Here is a 16085-nt window from a genome sequence, read left to right as displayed (position 1 = left end):
AAATGCCTGATCAGGGCGTTGAGCTTAATGTGCTCCGCGGCTTTTGAAGGATGTCAGCTTGCTCCGCGTCACCAACGGCTAAAGCGCACGGTTCCGAAGCGACAACGCCAGGTTTCGTGTTCCCCTACCAAGGAGAAGACGATGATCCGCCATGGTTCCAATGCCCGTCGCCAACGCGACCTCCGGCCTGACCGGCACATATATCTGCCCCATTCGTCCTGGACGGCCCGCGAACTTTTCAACAAGTCAGATCGGGCGATCGAACCTGACGATTTCTGGGCACGTCTCGGACTGTAACCGCTCGATCAACGAAATACGACGGTCTTGCCCCTGTTGAGCAGCACGCGCCGGTCGGCCATCCAGCCGACGGCGCGGGCGAGCACCTGCGCCTCGATATCCCGCCCGATGCGGATCATGTCGTCAGCACTGGCGCGATGATCGACACGTTCGACCGCCTGCTCGATGATCGGACCTTCATCCAGATCGGCCGTGACGAAATGCGCGGTAGCACCGATCAGCTTCACCCCACGGTCATAGGCCCGGTGATAGGGACGCGCGCCCTTGAAGCCGGGCAGGAAGCTGTGGTGGATGTTGATGCAGCGTCCGGCGAGTCGTTCGACCATTTCTTGAGACAGCACCTGCATGTAGCGGGCGAGCACCAGATAGTCGGACCGGGTGCGCTCGAATATGTCGAGCAGGGCCGCTTCCTGCGCGGCCTTGTCGCCATTGGCGGGGAGTTCATGATAGGGAATGCCGTGCCATTCCGTGATCCGGCGCATATGGGGATGGTTCGACACCACGCCCATGATGTCGATCGCCAAGGTTCCGGTCTGCCACCGGTGCAGCAGGTCGGCGAGGCAATGCGATGCTTTCGATACGGCGATCAGCATGCGGGGGCGATGGTCGGCGGCGGTTAGGGACCAGTCCATCGTAAAGGCAGACCCTACAGGCGCGAAATCGGCGCGCAGCGTGTCCGTGTCCGCCACGCGATCATTGGTTGCCTCGAACGCGACCCGCATGAAGAACAGGCCCGCTTCGCGGTCGGCATATTGCTGACTGTCCGTGATGAACCCGCCGCGTTCCGCCAGGAAACGACTGACTGCTGCGACGATGCCGATGCGATCCGCGCAGACCAGGGTCAGAACCCAGGATGGAAAAACAGACATGGTCACGGCCGCCTCCGCATATAGTGCGCCGCCCGCCGATGCCCTATGATGTCGGGATGTTCAACCCGTTGACCGGCACGGCTTCCACAGTTTCTGCTTCGAAGCTGGCAATCGGATACGCGCAATAATCGGCCGCATAATATGCGCTGGGCCGATGGTTGCCGGATGCGCCCAATCCGCCGAAGGGCATGTTGCCCGCCGCACCGGTGGTCGGCCGGTTACGGTTGACCACACCCGCGCGGCTTTCCTCCACCATGCGCGACCAAAGATATTCGTCTTGCGATACAAGGCCCGCCGAGAGGCCGAAAGCGGTTGCGTTCGCCGCCTGCATCGCGGCGTCGAAATCAGGAACGCGAATGACCGACAACACAGGGGCGAAAATCTCTGCGTCGGGCGTGTCTATCCCGGTCACGTCGAACATGGCGGGCGTCACGAAGGCGGCGCTGCGGCTCTCGATGGCCGAGAAGGGCAGGATGCTCCTGGCTCCTCGCGCTACCAGATTGCCAACGGCTGCATGCGCAGCGGAGGCAGCATGTTCCGACACCAGCGGCCCCATGAAGGCCTCTCCCGCATCGGTCCAGGCCGCGACGGGTAGCCGCGCCGCCATGGCCGCCGTCGCCTCGACGATCGCATCCCCGATAGCGCCATCGGGCACGATCAGGCGACGGGCGCAGGAGCAACGCTGCCCCGTCGTGATGAAAGCCGAGTTGACGATGATCGATGCGGCGGCTTCGGGGCTATCCCACGCGATCAGCGGGTTGTTGCCGCCAAGCTCCAGCGCCATGATGACATGCGGGCGATCCACCAACGCCCGCCTCAGCGCCGAACCTGCACCCGCCGATCCGGTGAACAGGAGCCCGTCAATGTCCGCCGAGACGAGTGCTTCGCCGGTGGCTCGGCCGCCCTGTATGACTTGGAGCACATGCTTTGGCAGCCCTGCCGCCAGCCATGCTTCCGCCATGGCCGCGCCGGTCGCGGGCGCGATTTCGGACGGCTTGAAGATGACGACATTGCCGGCGATCAGCGCTGGGACGATATGGCCATTGGGCAGGTGGCCGGGAAAATTATAGGGGCCAAGCACCGCCATCACGCCGTGCCCGCGATGGCGCAAGACGGCGCGGCCGAACGCCATGTCGCTCTGCCGCTCGCCGGTGCGCTCGGCATGAGCCTTGACCGACACCTCAACCTTGGCGATCATCGATCCCACTTCGGCATCGCTTTCCCAGAGCAGCTTGCCGGTTTCGCGCGAAATGAGTTCTGCCAGCGCGCGGCGGCGTTCCTGAAGGATATCCGCATAGCGGCGCGCTATGGCAATCCGGTCGTCCGTCGGTTGAGACCGCCAAGCGGGCAGGGCGCGACGAGCTGCCGCCACGGCATCGTGACAGTTTTTCGCCTGTGCAACCTCGCCTTCCCAAACCAGTTCGCCCGACGCAGGGTCAAAGGATTGCAGCAGGTCCGTCATCGCGCCACGCTCTCCTGCATAGCGGTCATCGCGAAAATACCCGTTGCGTTCCCGGTGTCGAAGGCGAGATCAAGCCGTCCGGTTTCCGGATCGAGATCACGGCTGATGAATTCGAAAAAGGAACCGGAAACGGAGCGGCTTTCGCCATCGGCAAAGAGGCGCTCCACCTTGTCGGCGCGGAAGGCAGTCTGACGGACGCGGCCAGTGGCCGACACTTCCAGCCTGTCCTTCATGGGCCAGTCCTCGCTCTTCAACCGCTCGGCGAGCGTCGCGACATCATCGACCCTGTCGGTGGCGTGATTGAACGCATTGCCTTCCGTGGCAATCCAGGCGGCTTCGTTGGATCGGGACAGAAGCAGTTGATAATCTTCCCATGTGGGCGGTTCGTGCTGGCGGTCGAACGCCGCGACGATGGAGGGCAGGGCGCTTACCGCGTCAGCGAAGTAGACAGGTTCTTGGGCCCGATAGCGCACCAGGACATCCCTGGCCTGACCGGTGAGCGGATCACGAGACGTTCCGAATACCCGCTCGGCGACGTCCCCGAATTCGGCATCGAAGCGATCCACATGAAGTTCCGACAGGAAGAATTGCGGGATGATGGCGGGATGATCCAGATGACGGTACGCCCGGCCGGTCATCCTCAATCGATCGAGCGGATAGACTGCCGCCATCTCGTATCCGAGCGGTATCAGAATCCGGGTGAAGGCGTCTTCCCCAGGCGGAAGATCGCCGGTCGGGCCGGCCGGGAACCGCACCGTACGCAGTGCCCCATGATCGAAAAATACCCTCTTCCCGCCTGCGAGCACGTCGGCGACGTAGGCTGCGCCGCTCGATACCCGATCAAGCAGGTCGTGGAACAATGCGACGTTGAGCGCCATGGCAAAGGCGGCGCGCGAAACGGCTTCGCCTTGTTCCGCCATCAATCCGCCGTCAATCGCCAAGGCAGCCAGCGTCCTTGGGCCGGCTTCCTCTCCCAAATTGGCGACAACCAGCGCCTCTATATGACCCATCTTTCCTTCACCGTAACAGGTTCGACCATGGCCGTCCTTATTGCAGCATCAGGACACTTTGCCAAATGCCGACCGGTTCAGCGCGGCATGAAGAAGGGCAATCGGGTCACATCTTCCTGGGCATGCAGTCGGACCCGGCAGCCTTGATCGAGCCGCACAAGCGTGCCGCTTCGGCAGCGCTTGAAAGGGGGCCGGCCTGAAGGCGGGTCACTGCTTGGGCCTTGACCAGATAGAGCTGATAGGCGGAAAGCCCGCCGACCTTCTTCGTCAGCTGGCTCCATAAGGTTCGAGCGCGGCTCTCCTCGCTGAAGGCGCCCAGCTGGACACGCCAGTTGCCGGATGAAGGCGGCACTGGGGTCTTTGGCGTGGCAGCTGGCTGAGGCTTGGGCGACGCGGGCGCGTTCGCCGCGCTCTGCGGCGCGGGCCGGGACGGCTTCGATGATGCCGCCATGCGCACCGGGACCGGAGCCGCTTCCGTATTGACGCTCTTGCCCGTCTGGAGGCTGGCGGCAAGCGCTACACCCCGCCTCCGCTGGTCCTCCGGAATATATTTTTCCATCTGTTCGAGGCTCGCCGTGGCCTGCGACAAGCCTGCGGCCGACGCGCGGCTCATCAACGCATAGGCGCGGACCCAATCCTTGCCGATGACGTCGCCGTTGAACAGGGACGTGCCGACGATATATTGCGCGCGCGGTTCGCCACGAGACGCGGCGCGCTCCAGATAGGGGATGGCTCCGGCCCGGTCGCCTTGCTGGAACATCAGCAGGCCTAGACTGTCCTCGGCACGCAGATGTCCCTGTTGCGCCGCCTTGCGATACCAGCTGATGGCGGTTGGCATGTCGGACTGAACGCCCCGGCCAAGCTTGTAAGCCTGACCGAGATTGAACTGCGCATCCGGGTCGCCCGCCTCCGCCAGGGGACGCCACTCGGCGATCGCCTTCGCATAGTCGCCCTGCTGCCAGGCATCTACGCCGGTCTTGACGTCAGCCTGCACTGGCGCGGTCAGGCCGGTCATAGCCGTCGCCGCAAGGATCACTGTCAACCGCTTCATGCGCCAAAGCTCCCGCGCCTCATGACATCCAGCAACGCCCTACGCCATCAGAGTTAATGTCGCGTTAGCGCCAATGCGTTCCGCGCCGGCATGATGGCTCAGTTGGTCTTCGCCTGCAATTAACCAATTTTTAGCCGCAGTCGTGCGACTGCGGACGTACCTGAATTTTGGTGGGGGACGCGCGTGCGGATTTTGGCATTGGCATCGCAGAAGGGGGGATCGGGCAAGACGACCCTGTCCGGCCATCTGGCTGTTCAGGCGCAACTGGCCGGCGCTGGCCCGGTGGTGCTGATCGATATCGATCCGCAAGGGTCGCTTGCGGACTGGTGGAACGAGCGGGAAGCGGAATATCCCGCCTTTGCGCAGACCACCGTTGCCCGCTTAGGGGCCGATCTCGAGATTTTGCGGCAGCAGGGCTTCAAGCTCGCCGTCATCGACACGCCGCCTGCGATCACCATGGCCATCCAGAGCGTCATATCCGTTGCGGAACTGATCGTTGTTCCGACGCGGCCGAGCCCCCACGACCTGCGCGCCGTGGGCGCTACGGTGGATCTGTGCGAACGGGCGGGCAAGCCGCTGATCTTCGTCGTCAATGCCGCCACGCCAAAGGCGCGCATCACCTCCGAGGCAGCCGTGGCCCTGTCTCAGCATGGCACGGTCGCCCCGGTGACATTGCACCACCGGACGGATTTCGCCGCATCTATGATCGACGGGCGCACCGTGATGGAGGTCGATCCCAAGGGTCGCTCGGCAGCTGAAGTGCAGGCGCTGTGGACCTATGTGTCGGATCGGCTTGAGAAGAATTTTCGCCGCACGGTGTTTTCCGTGCCCCATGGCAGCCTCGGCACCGTCGCCGCCCGTCCGACCGGCGGGGGCTTCGGCCGCCGCGTGATCAGCCAGTGAAGGAGGCGCGCATCATGGCCGAACCCAAACCGCTCGCTTCCCTGACCTCCGGCTTGCTGGCCCGCAAGGGTGCCGCGCAACCGGCGATGCGCCGTCCGATGCTGGGGTTCGGTCGGGCGCCGGGCGGGATGGCGCAGGACGATCTTGGCTGGAACGACATGGGCTTTGACATCGAACCCGCGCCGTTGCCGGTCGAAGACGCTGTCGCCCCGATCGGGCTGACGCCCATGGCCGCTGCCGTGACCGAGCCGCAGGTTATCCAGCAGCGCAAGACGCTGGCGCGGCGACTGGCGGGAAGGACTGCTGTCGCCCCGGCCCCTACGCGGTCGCGAAAGGCGGCCTTCACCTTGCGTCTGGACGCCGATCGCCATCTGCAGCTTCGCCTCGCCTGCGCTGTCAGCGGACGATCGGCGCAGCAGATCGTGACGCAAGCGCTCGACGATTATCTCGATGATCTGCCGGAAATCGACCGGCTGGCTCAACAGCTGCCAGCTGTTGGCGACGGTCAATAATGGAAGTGGGTAGGAAGATGAACCGCAAGACAATCAAAAGCGTGACGCTTTCGTCGCTGCTCGTCGCCACCACGATGGTCGGCTGCACCGGGGCGGCTTTCCGCCCGTCGGCTGCGGTTGTTGAGCCCAGGGGCGATGCCGCCAAGTCAGCCGGCGCAGCGGAAAGGGCGCTGGCCGACCGAAATGGCGGGAAAGCGGTGGAGGCGGCGGAGACCGCGGTCCGCCTCGACCCACAGAACGCGACCTATCGTCGGACGCTGGGCCGTGCCTATCTGCTTGCCGGCCGTTTCGCTTCGGCCGAAAGCGCATTTTCGGATGCGATTTCGCTGGGCGGAGGCGATGCCGGTAGCTTCGTCAATCTGGCACTCGTGCAAACGGCACAGGGCCGGGCGGATGCGGCTCGCGAGCTGCTGGCCGCGCATGCCCACACCATTCCTGCCGGCGACTACGGCCTCGCCATGGCGCTTGCTGGCGATCCGGCTGAAGGCGTACGCATCCTGTCCGCCGCGATCCAGGATCCGTCCGCGACCGTGCGGACGCGGCAGAACCTTGCCTATGCCTATGCTCTGGCAGGGCGGTGGAAAGATGCGCGCATGGTCGTGGGGATGGATATGGAGCCGCTTGCGGCCAACAAGCGCATTTCGGACTGGGCGCAGATTGCCGAGCCTTCGCTTGCACCGCTTCGTGTCGCCGCGCTGGTGGGCGTGACCATCAACCAGGCCGACCCCGGCCAGCCGGATGCTTTGGCGCTGGCGGCACCTGCGTCGCCAGTCGAGATGGCTGGTGCAGCGCGCGAACCTGCGATGCCAATTTCGCCGATGCAAATGGCGGAGGAAACGGCCGGCCAGCAGCCGGTGCCGGTCATCCAGGCACTGCCTGAACCGGTCAGGGTCGCGGCCTATGGTTCAGAGAACCGCCTCAAGATCCGTGCGGCGGGCAGCCGCATGCCCGTGGCGCAGATGCAGCGCGCAGCCTTCATGAGGCCGGTGGGTACAAGCGCCAGCCAGTGGGTGGTTCAACTCGGCGCCTATGATAATGCCGCCGTCGCCAAGGAAAAATGGTTCGCCATGGCAGGCCGCAACACGACCCTGGCCGCCTTTCCGGTGCTGACAAGCGAGGCGACCGTCAACGGCCGGGCCTATCACAGGCTGGCCATCAGCGGATTTGGCGACAGGAACGCCGCCACCGCCATGTGCCGGACGATCCGCAGCCGGGGCGGGCAATGCTTCGTGCGCGAGACCGCGCCCGATGCGACGCCACAGCGCTGGGCCTTGTCGGCACGGGGACGCCAGTTCGCCTCGCGCTGAGCTTGAATTTCACCATGAACAACCGGCATGGGGATCGGCGGCCGGAGGCGTTTCGCCCTGCGGCATCTCATGCGCGCCATGGTTCATCTGGCTATGATCCATCGTCTGCGCCTGCGCCGGCAGCGCAACGCTGAGCAGCGTTATCGCCAGAGCGCGCCTCATGCTTCGGCGCTTTCATGCCGGACGGTCACGACCCGCATCATCCCCGCATGCATGTGCATCAGCATATGGCAGTGGAACGCCCAGTCGCCGATCGCATCGGCGGTAAGGNTTCGGCCGCTTAAAGGACTGGCGCCGGGTCGCCACGCGCTACGATCGATGCCCCACTACGTTCTTCTCGGCCATCGCGCTCGCAGCCACCGTCATCTTCTGGCTGTGATCAACGAGTCCTGACCCTAGAGCAGGGCTTCTTCGTGCGCCCGACCATCTTTTCCGATGTGACCGCCGCCATGCGCATTGCGCAGGAGGAGATTTTTGGGCCAGTCCTCGTCATCATCCCCTATGACGATGTTGATCAGGCGGTAGAAGTCGCCAACGACACTATCTTCGGCCTCGGCGGTCATGTGCAGGGAACGGACCTCGATCAAGCGCGCGCTGTCGCCCGCCGCATCCGCACCGGGCAGGTGCATATCAATCACCCCGCCTGGGACTCGCATGCCCCCTTCGGCGGCTACAAGCGCTCTGGCAACGGGCGCGAATATGGCTCCTTCGGTTTTGAAGAATATCTTGAGGTGAAGTCCATCCTCGGCTTCGCCTGACTGCCCGCTTTCTGGAGATTCGTTCCATGCCCGCCCCGCTGCGTTTTATCGAGTCCTCGCCCGCGCTTCCGGCTGAGGCCGATGTCGTCGTGATCGGCGGCGGGATCATCGGCGCGTTCACATCCTATTATCTGGCGCAGCGCGGCTTCAAGGTGGCGCTGGTCGAAAAGGGCGTGGTGGGCGGCGAACAGTCGAGCCGTAACTGGGGCTGGTGCCGACAACAGAACCGCGACGAGCGCGAACTGCCGCTCGCTACCAAGGCGCTCGACCTTTGGCAGGCGTTCGGCGAGGATACGGGCGAGGATACGGGTTTCCGCCGCTGCGGCCTCTTCTACGTTAGCAACAATGACGACGAACTCGCCACTTGGGCGCGCTGGGGCGACTATGCGCGGTCGGTGGGGGTGGCGACGCGGATGCTGTCGTCGGAAGAGGCGACCCGTCATGCCAACTTCACCGGCGAGCGGTGGAAGGGCGGGGTCCATTCGCAAAATGACGGCATCGCCAATCCGGGCCTCGCCGTGCCGGCGGTCGCGCGGGCGCTGATGCGGATGGGCAGCACGGTGCATCAGGCCTGCGCCGCGCGGGGGATTGAAACCAGCGGCGGCGCGGTGAGCGGCGTCGTGACCGAGCGGGGCACGATCCGGACCCGGCTGGTGATCCACGCCGGCGGCGCCTGGGCATCTTCGTTCATGCGCCAGCTGGGCGTCGATTTTCCGCAGGCAACGGTGCGCCAGACGATCCTGGCCGTGGGCACGAGCGGACTCAACCTGCCCGACGCCTTCTACACCCAGTCGCTGTCCCTCACCCGGCGCGACGATGGCTGCCACACGCTGGCGATCAGCGGCCGGGCCAAAGTCGATCCGACGCTGCAATTCCTGCGCTACCAGCATAAATTCCTGCCGATGTTCAACAAGCGCTGGCGCAGCTTGTCGCCGGGCGGATTGCACGGGGTGCGCGGTCGGCATGAGGGCCTGTCGCGCTGGAAACTCGACGGCCCGACACCGATGGAGCGGGTGCGCATCCTCGATCCGCTCGCCGACCCCAAGACGGTGCGCCTGACACTGAAGCGCGCCGCCAGGCAGATACCGGCGCTGGGCTCCGTGCCCATGGTGGCCTCCTGGGCAGGCTTCGTCGACAGCACCCCGGACGGCGTGCCGGTGATCGGCGAAATACCGCAGATTCCAGGCTTCATTTTGGCGGCGGGCTTCAGCGGTCACGGCTTCGGCATCGGTCCCGGCGCGGGGCATCTGGTGGCGGACATCGCGTCAGGCGATACCCCAATCGTCGATCCCCAACCCTATCGTCTGTCTCGCTTCGGCGGCGGCGGGAAGATTGACGTTTCGGAATTTTGATGCCCCGCATATTCGTGCCGTGGGACTTCCCCGATTCACAATATTGCGCCGGAGGGTAATGCGATTTTGAGGTAATATTTCCGTAACCGGCCCTAGCTTGATCTGTAACAAGAGGTGGAAAGCCACCCCGGCAAAGGCTTCCGCGGAAGGGCCTAAAAAAGGTCCGCCCGGGCATAAGAGCCAGCCCCCCGTTTCGCAGGCATCAGGGAACAGCGATCTTACAAGGGGTACCACATCATGCGAATGTCATCGGTCAGCCGTCTCGGCTTCCTTGCCGGTTCCGCCGCCATCGCCCTCTCTGCCATCGCTCTGTCCGCCGCGCCCGCCGCGCTGGCGCAGGCGCCGGCCGAGCCCGCCGCCGAGAGCGACATCCTTGTCACCGGCCTCAAGCGGCAATATTTCGGCGACACGCCGGTCAAGGAAATCCCGCAGGCGGTGCAGTTCCTCGAAGGAAAGCTGCTCGACGACCTCAACATCACTCGCCTCGACACCGCGCTCGAACTGGCGAGCGGCGTGTCGCGGCAGAATAATTTCGGCGGCTTGTGGGATAGCTTCGCCATTCGCGGCTTTGCCGGCGACGAGAATTTCCCGAGCGGTTTCCTGGTCAATGGCTTCAACGGCGGGCGCGGCTATGGTGGCCCGCGCGACGCATCGAACGTCGAGCGCGTCGAGATACTGAAAGGCCCCAACTCCGCGCTGTTCGGGCGTGGCGAGCCGGGGGGTACAGTCAACATCGTGACCAAGAAGCCGACCTTCAAGGAAGGCGGCAGCTTCTCCGTATCGGCAGGGCGCTGGGAAACCTACCGGGTTGAGGGCGACTATAATCTGCCTCTGTCGGACAGCGTGGCGGTGCGGATCAACGGATCGTCCGAGCAGGCTGATAGCTTCCGCGACACGGTTGAGACGCAGAAATATACGGTTACGCCGTCCCTCCTGGCGAAGCTGTCGGACGCCGACATTTTCACCTACGAACTGGAATATGTGAACCAGGAAGTGCCCTTCGAGCGCGGCGTGGTGGCGATCCCGACCGTCAACGCCAACGGCTCGATCAGTTACAATCTGGGCGCAGTCCCCAACAGCAGGTTCCTGGGCAATCCCAATGACGGCCCGACCAAGGTCGAGGTGCTGGGCCATCAGGCGCAATATCAGCATGATTTCAGCGAGGATTGGACGCTGATGCTGGGCGCTGGCTACAAGGACACAACGTTCGAGGGCTTTTCCAGCGACGCGGAACTGGTGCTCGGCCGCCAGCGGCTCGACAATGACGGCCGCACCCTTTCGCGCCAGCGCCGCTTCCGCGATTACAGCACCACCCACATGGTGTTCCGGGGCGAGATCAGCGGCAAGCTGAACACCGGATCGATCGTCCACAATGTCCGCATCGGCGCGGACTGGGACAAGTTCAAGATCAAGACCTTCCAGACCCGCTACCGCCCGAGCGCGGCCGACCAGTCCTATGCGATCGACATCTTCAACCCCAACTACAACATCCCCGCGCCGGTCCCGACCACGGTGATCCAGAATGCGACCGAAATCCAGAAGGCCTGGGGCATCTACGCGCAGGATCAGGTGGAGATCACCGAGCAGTTCAAGGTGCGGTTCGGCGGGCGCTATGATGATTTCAGCCAGGACATCGCCAATCGCGCCAATGGCACGAACCCGCAAAAATCCTACACGAAATTCAGCCCGATGGCGGGCGTAGTGTTCGAGCCGAGCCGCAGCCTGTCCTTCTACGGCAGCTACGGTAAGGGATTCCGTCCGAATAGCGGCGTGGGCTTCGACGGCCAGCCCTTCGCGCCGGAAATCAGCGAATCCTACGAAGTCGGCGCGAAGTTCGTGACGCCCGATGGGCGCATCACCAGCACCGTATCGCTCTACAAGATGAAGAAGGACAATGTGCTGACGACCGATCCGGCCAATGCGGGCTTCTCCAAGCCGGTCGGTTCGGCCAAGAGCAAAGGCATCGAGTTCGACCTCAATGCCAAGCTGCCCGCCGGGTTCGAGCTGTTCCTGACCTATGCCTATACCGACGCCGAATGGGCAACGAACGCGCTCGATCCCAATTTCGGGTTCCAAATCCGGAAGGGCGATCCGCTGATCAACATTCCCAAGCATCAGGGCAACGCTCTGCTGTTCAAGAATTTCTCGGTCGGCGATCATGAAGCGATGCTGGGCGCGGGCGTCACCCATGTCGGCCGTCGGCTGGGCGAGACGGCGACGACTTTCTTCCTGCCGAGCTACACCATCGCCAAGGTGCTGGGATCGTTCAACATCACCGACCAGATCAAGCTGTCGGCCGATGTGAACAACATCTTCAACAAGAAATATTATGCCAGCTCCTATGCGGCGCTCTGGATCGCGCCCGGCACGCCCCGATCGTTCAGCGTGCGGGCCAGCTTCAACTTCTGATAAAGCGCCATGCCGCCGACGTTGTTGCGCCGGCGGCATGGCTTCAGTTTATAGGCGCATTCCATGTCCCGGCCGCAATGGCTCCGCCTTCATCGCTATGCCGGCCTTATCATGGCGCTGTTCCTGCTGGTGCAGGCGATGACCGGGGCGCTACTCCTCTATCGCGGGCCGGTGGAGCGGTTGCTCGATCCGGCGGGTCAGGCCAGCAGAGGCCATGGTCCGATCCTCAGCGCGGGACAGGCGATGGCGCTCGCGAGCGTGGCGATTCCCGGTGCACGCGTGACGCGCCTGTTCGCACCAGACACGAGCCGATCGACCTGGTTCGCGCACATGGCGCGCGCGGACGGCGAAGCTGTTTATGCGACGGTCGATCCGGCGGGCGGGGCGGTGCTCCGTGCTGGCGGCCTCTCGCGCTTCCCGCTAGAGGCGGCGCTACAACTTCATTACCGGCTCCTATCCGGCCGTGCCGGTATGGCCGTTATAGCGCTGAACGGGCTTGCTTTGCTGCTGATGGCGGGCAGCGGGCTTGCCTATTGGTGGCCGAAACGCAATCCGGCGAAGGCGCTGGCGGTCCGCTGGAGCCTGTCGCCCCGCCTGGTGCTGCGGCAGGCGCACCGCACGCTCGGGGTCGTCGCGGCAGCTTTTCTCATCCTGCTTTCCGCGACGGGCTTTCTCCTCGTCTTTCCCGATCTTTTCGCCAGCGGCGGTAGCGCGCCTCCGGCTGTCGTGACGGCTGCTCAGGTCGATCGCGAACTCGCGCTCGCGCAAAGCGCCTTTCCCGGCGCGGCGCTACGAGACATCAGGATCGGCAGCAACCGGCTGACCGTCAACTTCCATGCGCCCGAACGCAATGCACGCGCCGTCCATGTCGTCGCTGTCTCGCTCGCCGGGGCGCACATCGTCAGCGCGAAACCCGCGCAGGCCAGCCGCGCGCTCTGGATGCCGCTGCTTCCGATCCATAGCGGCGAATTCCTCGCGCCAGTTGGCCCACCCGTCTGGCTGGTCGTCGCCTTGTCCCTCGCCGCTCTGGCGATCAGCGGCCCGATCATATGGTGGCACGCCACCGCCCAGCGCCGCCGCATCCCCCGAAAGGCTCCCGCATGACCCTGCTCTATACCTCCGATCCTGCGCGCGGGCAGATCTGGCGCGACATTTTCGCTGCGGAGGCGCCCGACGTCGGCTTCGTCGCGCCGCCCACACCCTATGATCCCGCCACCATCCGCTATCTCGCGGCCTGGAGTCCGTCGGCGGACCTGATCGCCAGCCTCCCTAACCTGGAAGTGCTCTTCTCCATCGGGGCGGGGGTGGACCAGTTCGACATGGAAAGCCTGCCGCGGCATGTCGATGTGGTGCGGATGATCGAGCCGGGCATCGTCGCCGGCATGGTCGAATATGCGACGATGGCGGTACTGGCGCTGCACCGCGACCTCATCCCCTATCGCGCCGCACAGGCGGAGCAGCGCTGGGCACCGATCAAGCTCGTGCCGGCCGAGCAGCGGCGGGTGGGGGTGATGGGTCTGGGGCAATTGGGCAAGGCCGTGCTTGGGGCGCTTCGTCCCTTCGGGTTCGCGCTGTCGGGCTGGAGCCGCTCGCCGCATGACGTGGAGGGCGTCGCCTGTCATAGCGGGACCGACGGACTGGACGCGTTTCTGAGGAACTGCGGCATCCTCCTCTGTCTGCTGCCGCTCACCCCCGACACGCGCGGCATCGTGTGCCGCAATCTTCTCGCGCGCCTTCCCAAGGGCGCGATGCTGGTCAACGCGGGGCGGGGTGGGCATCTTGTGGCGCAGGATTTGCTCGCCCTATTGGACGAAGGGCATATGTCCGCGGCCATGCTCGACGTGACCGATCCCGAGCCGCTGCCGCCCCGTCATCCTTTCTGGCATCATCCGCGCATCCTGCTTACCCCACATGTCGCCAGCATGACCCGCGCGGACAGCGCCGGGCGCGCACTCATCGCCAATATTCGCCGGCATCAGGCGAACGAGCCGATGGACGGGGTTGTAGCGCGAGGTAGGGGCTATTAGAGGCTGAAGCCGAAGCCGATCACCGCCGTGGTCGCCTGCCCTGTGTCGCCCTGCTCCTCCGCCAGCCGGCGCGTGCCGCCCACCAGCCGCTCGTGCGCGACGCCGATGTAGGCGTTGATCTTGGGCCGCAGCCGATAACGTAGCCGCACCGACCCTTCCACCTCTCCGATCCCGGCGCGCACGCCCTGTTCGATCCAGCTGCGCGCCGCCCATCCCGCCGCCACCCGCGGCTCGATATAGAGTTTCTCGGCGATCGGCATGGCGTAGATCACCTGCCCCTCGCCGCTCAACCGGCCTCGGTCGGACAGGAAGATATAGGTTTCCCAGCTCAGGCGCGTGCCGACCGATCCCTGCGCACCGACGATCGCATGGGTGTCGCGCGGGGCAGGGGTGATGTCGTGGCGGACCCCGGCCAGCCAGGTCAAATTGCCTACCGTACGACCATAGAAGACGCGGATTTCGGACTGGTCGATCTGCGCCGACAATGGCCCTCCGCCTGTTGTGACCAGCATCAGCTGGTCAGTCGCGTCGCCATAGGAGAATGTTGCGTCCCACAGGAAAATGTCACCGCCCTTGTCGGCGCGCATTTCGATGAGGTCGAAGCCGCCGCTCAGCGTTGCGCCGCCGTCCACATCCTGTGCCCGCGAGGGCGTCGCGAACAGCGCCGCGCAGACGAGCAGAAGCCGACATGGACTTGAAACGCGCAGCATCGACCCCTTTCCGTTCGCGCTGAAGCTAGGGCCATGCGCGCGGGGCTATCGTATAAAGCTGCGTCTTCGTCGCCGCGAATGTAATGAAATCGGGTCAGGCGGCGGCATGTTGTGCCGCGGGGGTCAGAACCAGAAGCGGACGCCCATGACGAGGCTGGTTGCGGAGGCCCGGTCTCCGGCGGCGTGGGCGTATCGCGCGGTGTCGCCGAGCTTGCGTTCCCAGTTGATGCCCACATAGGGGGCGAATTCGCGCGCTATCTCGTAGCGCAGCCGCAGCCCCAGTTCGATGTCCGACAGGCCCGACGCGACGCCGATTTCGGGCACATCCTGCGCGGCGAGATTCACCTCGACCGCCGGTTGCAGGATCAGCCGCTGGGTGATGCGCTGGTCATAGCTGCCCTCCAGCCGCAGATGCGCGTCGCCTTTCTGCGACACGAACAGCTGCCCCTCGACCTCGAACCAGTAGGGGGCGAGGCCTTCGATCCCGATGGTGGCATAGGTGCGCTCAGGCTGCGGGCGGAAATCCTGCCGCACGCCGCCGACGATGTTCCACCAGGGATCGATGGCGCGGCTGTAGAGTGCCTGCACCTCCGCGTTTTCAAGCGCGCCACCGATGTCGCCCTCCCCTTCGGACTTGATCGCGAGCCGATTAACGTCGCCGCCGATCCAGCCTTCGCCTTCCCAATGATAGCCGTCGATGCCATCCTGCGCGCGATATTCCAGACGGTCGATCATCAGTTGGGAAAAGATCATGCCGCCGCTTTCCTTGACCATTGCGGCGCGGGCGCGGGCCATAACGACGGGATCGTAGAGCGCGTCGGCGGCATGATCGGTCGGCACGGGCGGGGGCGTGCCATTGGGAACGGCGCTGTCCGTATCGCCCATCGCGTGACCGGCATGGGGATCGGCGGCCGGAGGCGTTTCGCCCTGCGGCATCTCATGCGCGCCATGGTTCATCTGGCTATGGTCCATCGTCTGCGCCTGCGCCGGCAGCGCAACGCTGAGCAGCGTTATCGCCAGAGCGCGCATCATGCCGCGGCGCTTTCATGCCGGACGGTCACGACCCGCATCATCCCCGCATGCATGTGCATCAGCATATGGCAGTGGAACGCCCAGTCGCCGATCGCATCGGCGGTCAGATCGAAGCTGACCTTGCCGCCCGGCAGCACGTTGACCGTATGCTTGCGCGGATTGGTCGCCGCGTCCTCGCCGGTCACGAGCTGGAAGAAATGGCCGTGGATATGGATGGGGTGGGGCATCATCGTGTCGTTGATCAGCGTCACGCGCACCCGCTCCATATGGCGGAAGGCAATGGGTTCCGCCCCCTCCGACAGCTTCACTCCGTCGAACGACCACATATAGCGCTCCATGTTCGCGGTCAGGTGAATGTCGAGCGCGCGGGTGGGCGGGCGCGTGTC

General features: G+C 64.6%; 15 protein-coding genes and 3 pseudogenes. 9 read left to right on the top strand and 9 right to left on the bottom strand.

The window, feature by feature from the left end:
- Window positions 1-305: 305 nt before the first annotated feature.
- From purU to ACFQ24_RS00150, 4 genes are all read right to left on the bottom strand, one after another.
- The gene (gene purU / locus ACFQ24_RS00165; RefSeq protein ID WP_380908560.1) at window positions 306-1166 is read right to left on the bottom strand and encodes a formyltetrahydrofolate deformylase; all 861 of its coding nucleotides are present in this window, start codon (window positions 1164-1166) and stop codon (window positions 306-308) included.
- Between the two features lie 43 nt (window positions 1167-1209).
- The gene (gene astD, locus ACFQ24_RS00160) at window positions 1210-2628 is read right to left on the bottom strand and encodes a succinylglutamate-semialdehyde dehydrogenase (RefSeq protein WP_380908166.1); all 1419 of its coding nucleotides are present in this window, start codon (window positions 2626-2628) and stop codon (window positions 1210-1212) included.
- The gene (locus ACFQ24_RS00155) at window positions 2625-3638 is read right to left on the bottom strand and encodes a 2-oxoadipate dioxygenase/decarboxylase family protein (RefSeq protein ID WP_380908164.1); all 1014 of its coding nucleotides are present in this window, start codon (window positions 3636-3638) and stop codon (window positions 2625-2627) included. The genes astD and ACFQ24_RS00155 overlap by 4 nt, the downstream gene beginning before the upstream one ends.
- A gap of 106 nt (window positions 3639-3744) precedes the next feature.
- Window positions 3745-4689: an SPOR domain-containing protein gene (locus ACFQ24_RS00150; RefSeq protein ID WP_380908162.1), complete on the bottom strand. Its 945-nt coding sequence runs from the start codon at window positions 4687-4689 to the stop codon at window positions 3745-3747.
- A gap of 183 nt (window positions 4690-4872) precedes the next feature.
- Here ACFQ24_RS00150 and ACFQ24_RS00145 point away from each other — a divergent pair, with 183 nt between their 5' ends.
- The 3 genes from ACFQ24_RS00145 to ACFQ24_RS00135 are packed head-to-tail and all read left to right on the top strand — an operon-like array spanning window position 4873 to window position 7411.
- Entirely contained in the window at window positions 4873-5592 is a 720-nt protein-coding gene (locus tag ACFQ24_RS00145; RefSeq protein WP_380908160.1) for an AAA family ATPase, read from the top strand.
- A gap of 14 nt (window positions 5593-5606) precedes the next feature.
- Complete coding sequence (locus tag ACFQ24_RS00140; protein WP_380908158.1) at window positions 5607-6104, top strand: hypothetical protein; 498 nt, start codon at window positions 5607-5609, stop codon at window positions 6102-6104.
- A 17-nt stretch (window positions 6105-6121) separates the two neighbouring features.
- A complete protein-coding gene (locus ACFQ24_RS00135) occupies window positions 6122-7411 on the top strand; it encodes an SPOR domain-containing protein (RefSeq protein WP_380908156.1) in 1290 nt (429 codons plus the stop codon).
- A 9-nt stretch (window positions 7412-7420) separates the two neighbouring features.
- Here the strand turns inward: ACFQ24_RS00135 and ACFQ24_RS00130 are convergent, their stop codons facing one another.
- Both ACFQ24_RS00130 and ACFQ24_RS00125 read right to left on the bottom strand, forming a co-directional pair.
- On the bottom strand, window positions 7421-7573 hold the full coding sequence (locus tag ACFQ24_RS00130; protein ID WP_380908154.1) for a hypothetical protein: 153 nt from the start codon (window positions 7571-7573) through the stop codon (window positions 7421-7423).
- Window positions 7570-7680 (bottom strand): annotated as a pseudogene (locus tag ACFQ24_RS00125) (multicopper oxidase domain-containing protein); the annotation flags it as partial. The pseudogene ACFQ24_RS00125 and the gene ACFQ24_RS00130, both read right to left, overlap by 4 nt.
- A gap of 2 nt (window positions 7681-7682) precedes the next feature.
- Between ACFQ24_RS00125 and ACFQ24_RS00120 the strand changes: the two are divergent.
- The 6 genes and pseudogenes from ACFQ24_RS00120 to ACFQ24_RS00095 form a co-directional block, all read left to right on the top strand.
- A pseudogene (locus tag ACFQ24_RS00120) lies at window positions 7683-7790 on the top strand (IS5/IS1182 family transposase); the annotation flags it as partial.
- Between the two features lie 16 nt (window positions 7791-7806).
- A pseudogene (locus ACFQ24_RS00115) lies at window positions 7807-8169 on the top strand (aldehyde dehydrogenase family protein); the annotation flags it as partial.
- Window positions 8170-8195: 26 nt separating this feature from the next.
- Complete coding sequence (locus tag ACFQ24_RS00110) at window positions 8196-9521, top strand: NAD(P)/FAD-dependent oxidoreductase (RefSeq protein WP_380908152.1); 1326 nt, start codon at window positions 8196-8198, stop codon at window positions 9519-9521.
- Window positions 9522-9758: 237 nt separating this feature from the next.
- Window positions 9759-11930 carry a TonB-dependent siderophore receptor gene (locus ACFQ24_RS00105; protein ID WP_380908150.1) on the top strand — a complete coding sequence of 724 codons (2172 nt, stop codon included), beginning with the start codon at window positions 9759-9761 and terminating at the stop codon, window positions 11928-11930.
- 63 nt (window positions 11931-11993) lie between these two features.
- Complete coding sequence (locus ACFQ24_RS00100; RefSeq protein ID WP_380908148.1) at window positions 11994-13034, top strand: PepSY-associated TM helix domain-containing protein; 1041 nt, start codon at window positions 11994-11996, stop codon at window positions 13032-13034.
- Window positions 13031-13957 carry a 2-hydroxyacid dehydrogenase gene (locus ACFQ24_RS00095; protein WP_380908146.1) on the top strand — a complete coding sequence of 309 codons (927 nt, stop codon included), beginning with the start codon at window positions 13031-13033 and terminating at the stop codon, window positions 13955-13957. The genes ACFQ24_RS00100 and ACFQ24_RS00095 overlap by 4 nt, the downstream gene beginning before the upstream one ends.
- On the opposite strand, the gene ACFQ24_RS00090 is transcribed toward ACFQ24_RS00095, so the two are convergent.
- The 3 genes from ACFQ24_RS00090 to ACFQ24_RS00080 form a co-directional block, all read right to left on the bottom strand.
- Window positions 13954-14667, bottom strand: coding sequence for a copper resistance protein B (locus tag ACFQ24_RS00090; RefSeq protein ID WP_380908144.1), 714 nt, complete (start codon window positions 14665-14667; stop codon window positions 13954-13956). The two genes, ACFQ24_RS00095 and ACFQ24_RS00090, sit on opposite strands and share 4 nt — an antisense overlap.
- 123 nt (window positions 14668-14790) lie before the next feature.
- Complete coding sequence (locus ACFQ24_RS00085) at window positions 14791-15696, bottom strand: copper resistance protein B (RefSeq protein WP_380908558.1); 906 nt, start codon at window positions 15694-15696, stop codon at window positions 14791-14793.
- Window positions 15696-16085 (bottom strand): multicopper oxidase domain-containing protein (locus ACFQ24_RS00080; protein ID WP_380908142.1); only part of this gene is annotated, 390 nt, incomplete at its 5' end. The genes ACFQ24_RS00080 and ACFQ24_RS00085, both read right to left, overlap by 1 nt.

This window comes from Sphingobium olei, from assembly GCF_042678845.1.
In the GTDB taxonomy this organism is placed as follows: domain Bacteria; phylum Pseudomonadota; class Alphaproteobacteria; order Sphingomonadales; family Sphingomonadaceae; genus Sphingobium; species Sphingobium olei.
This window is presented reverse-complemented; position numbering and strand designations above follow the sequence as displayed.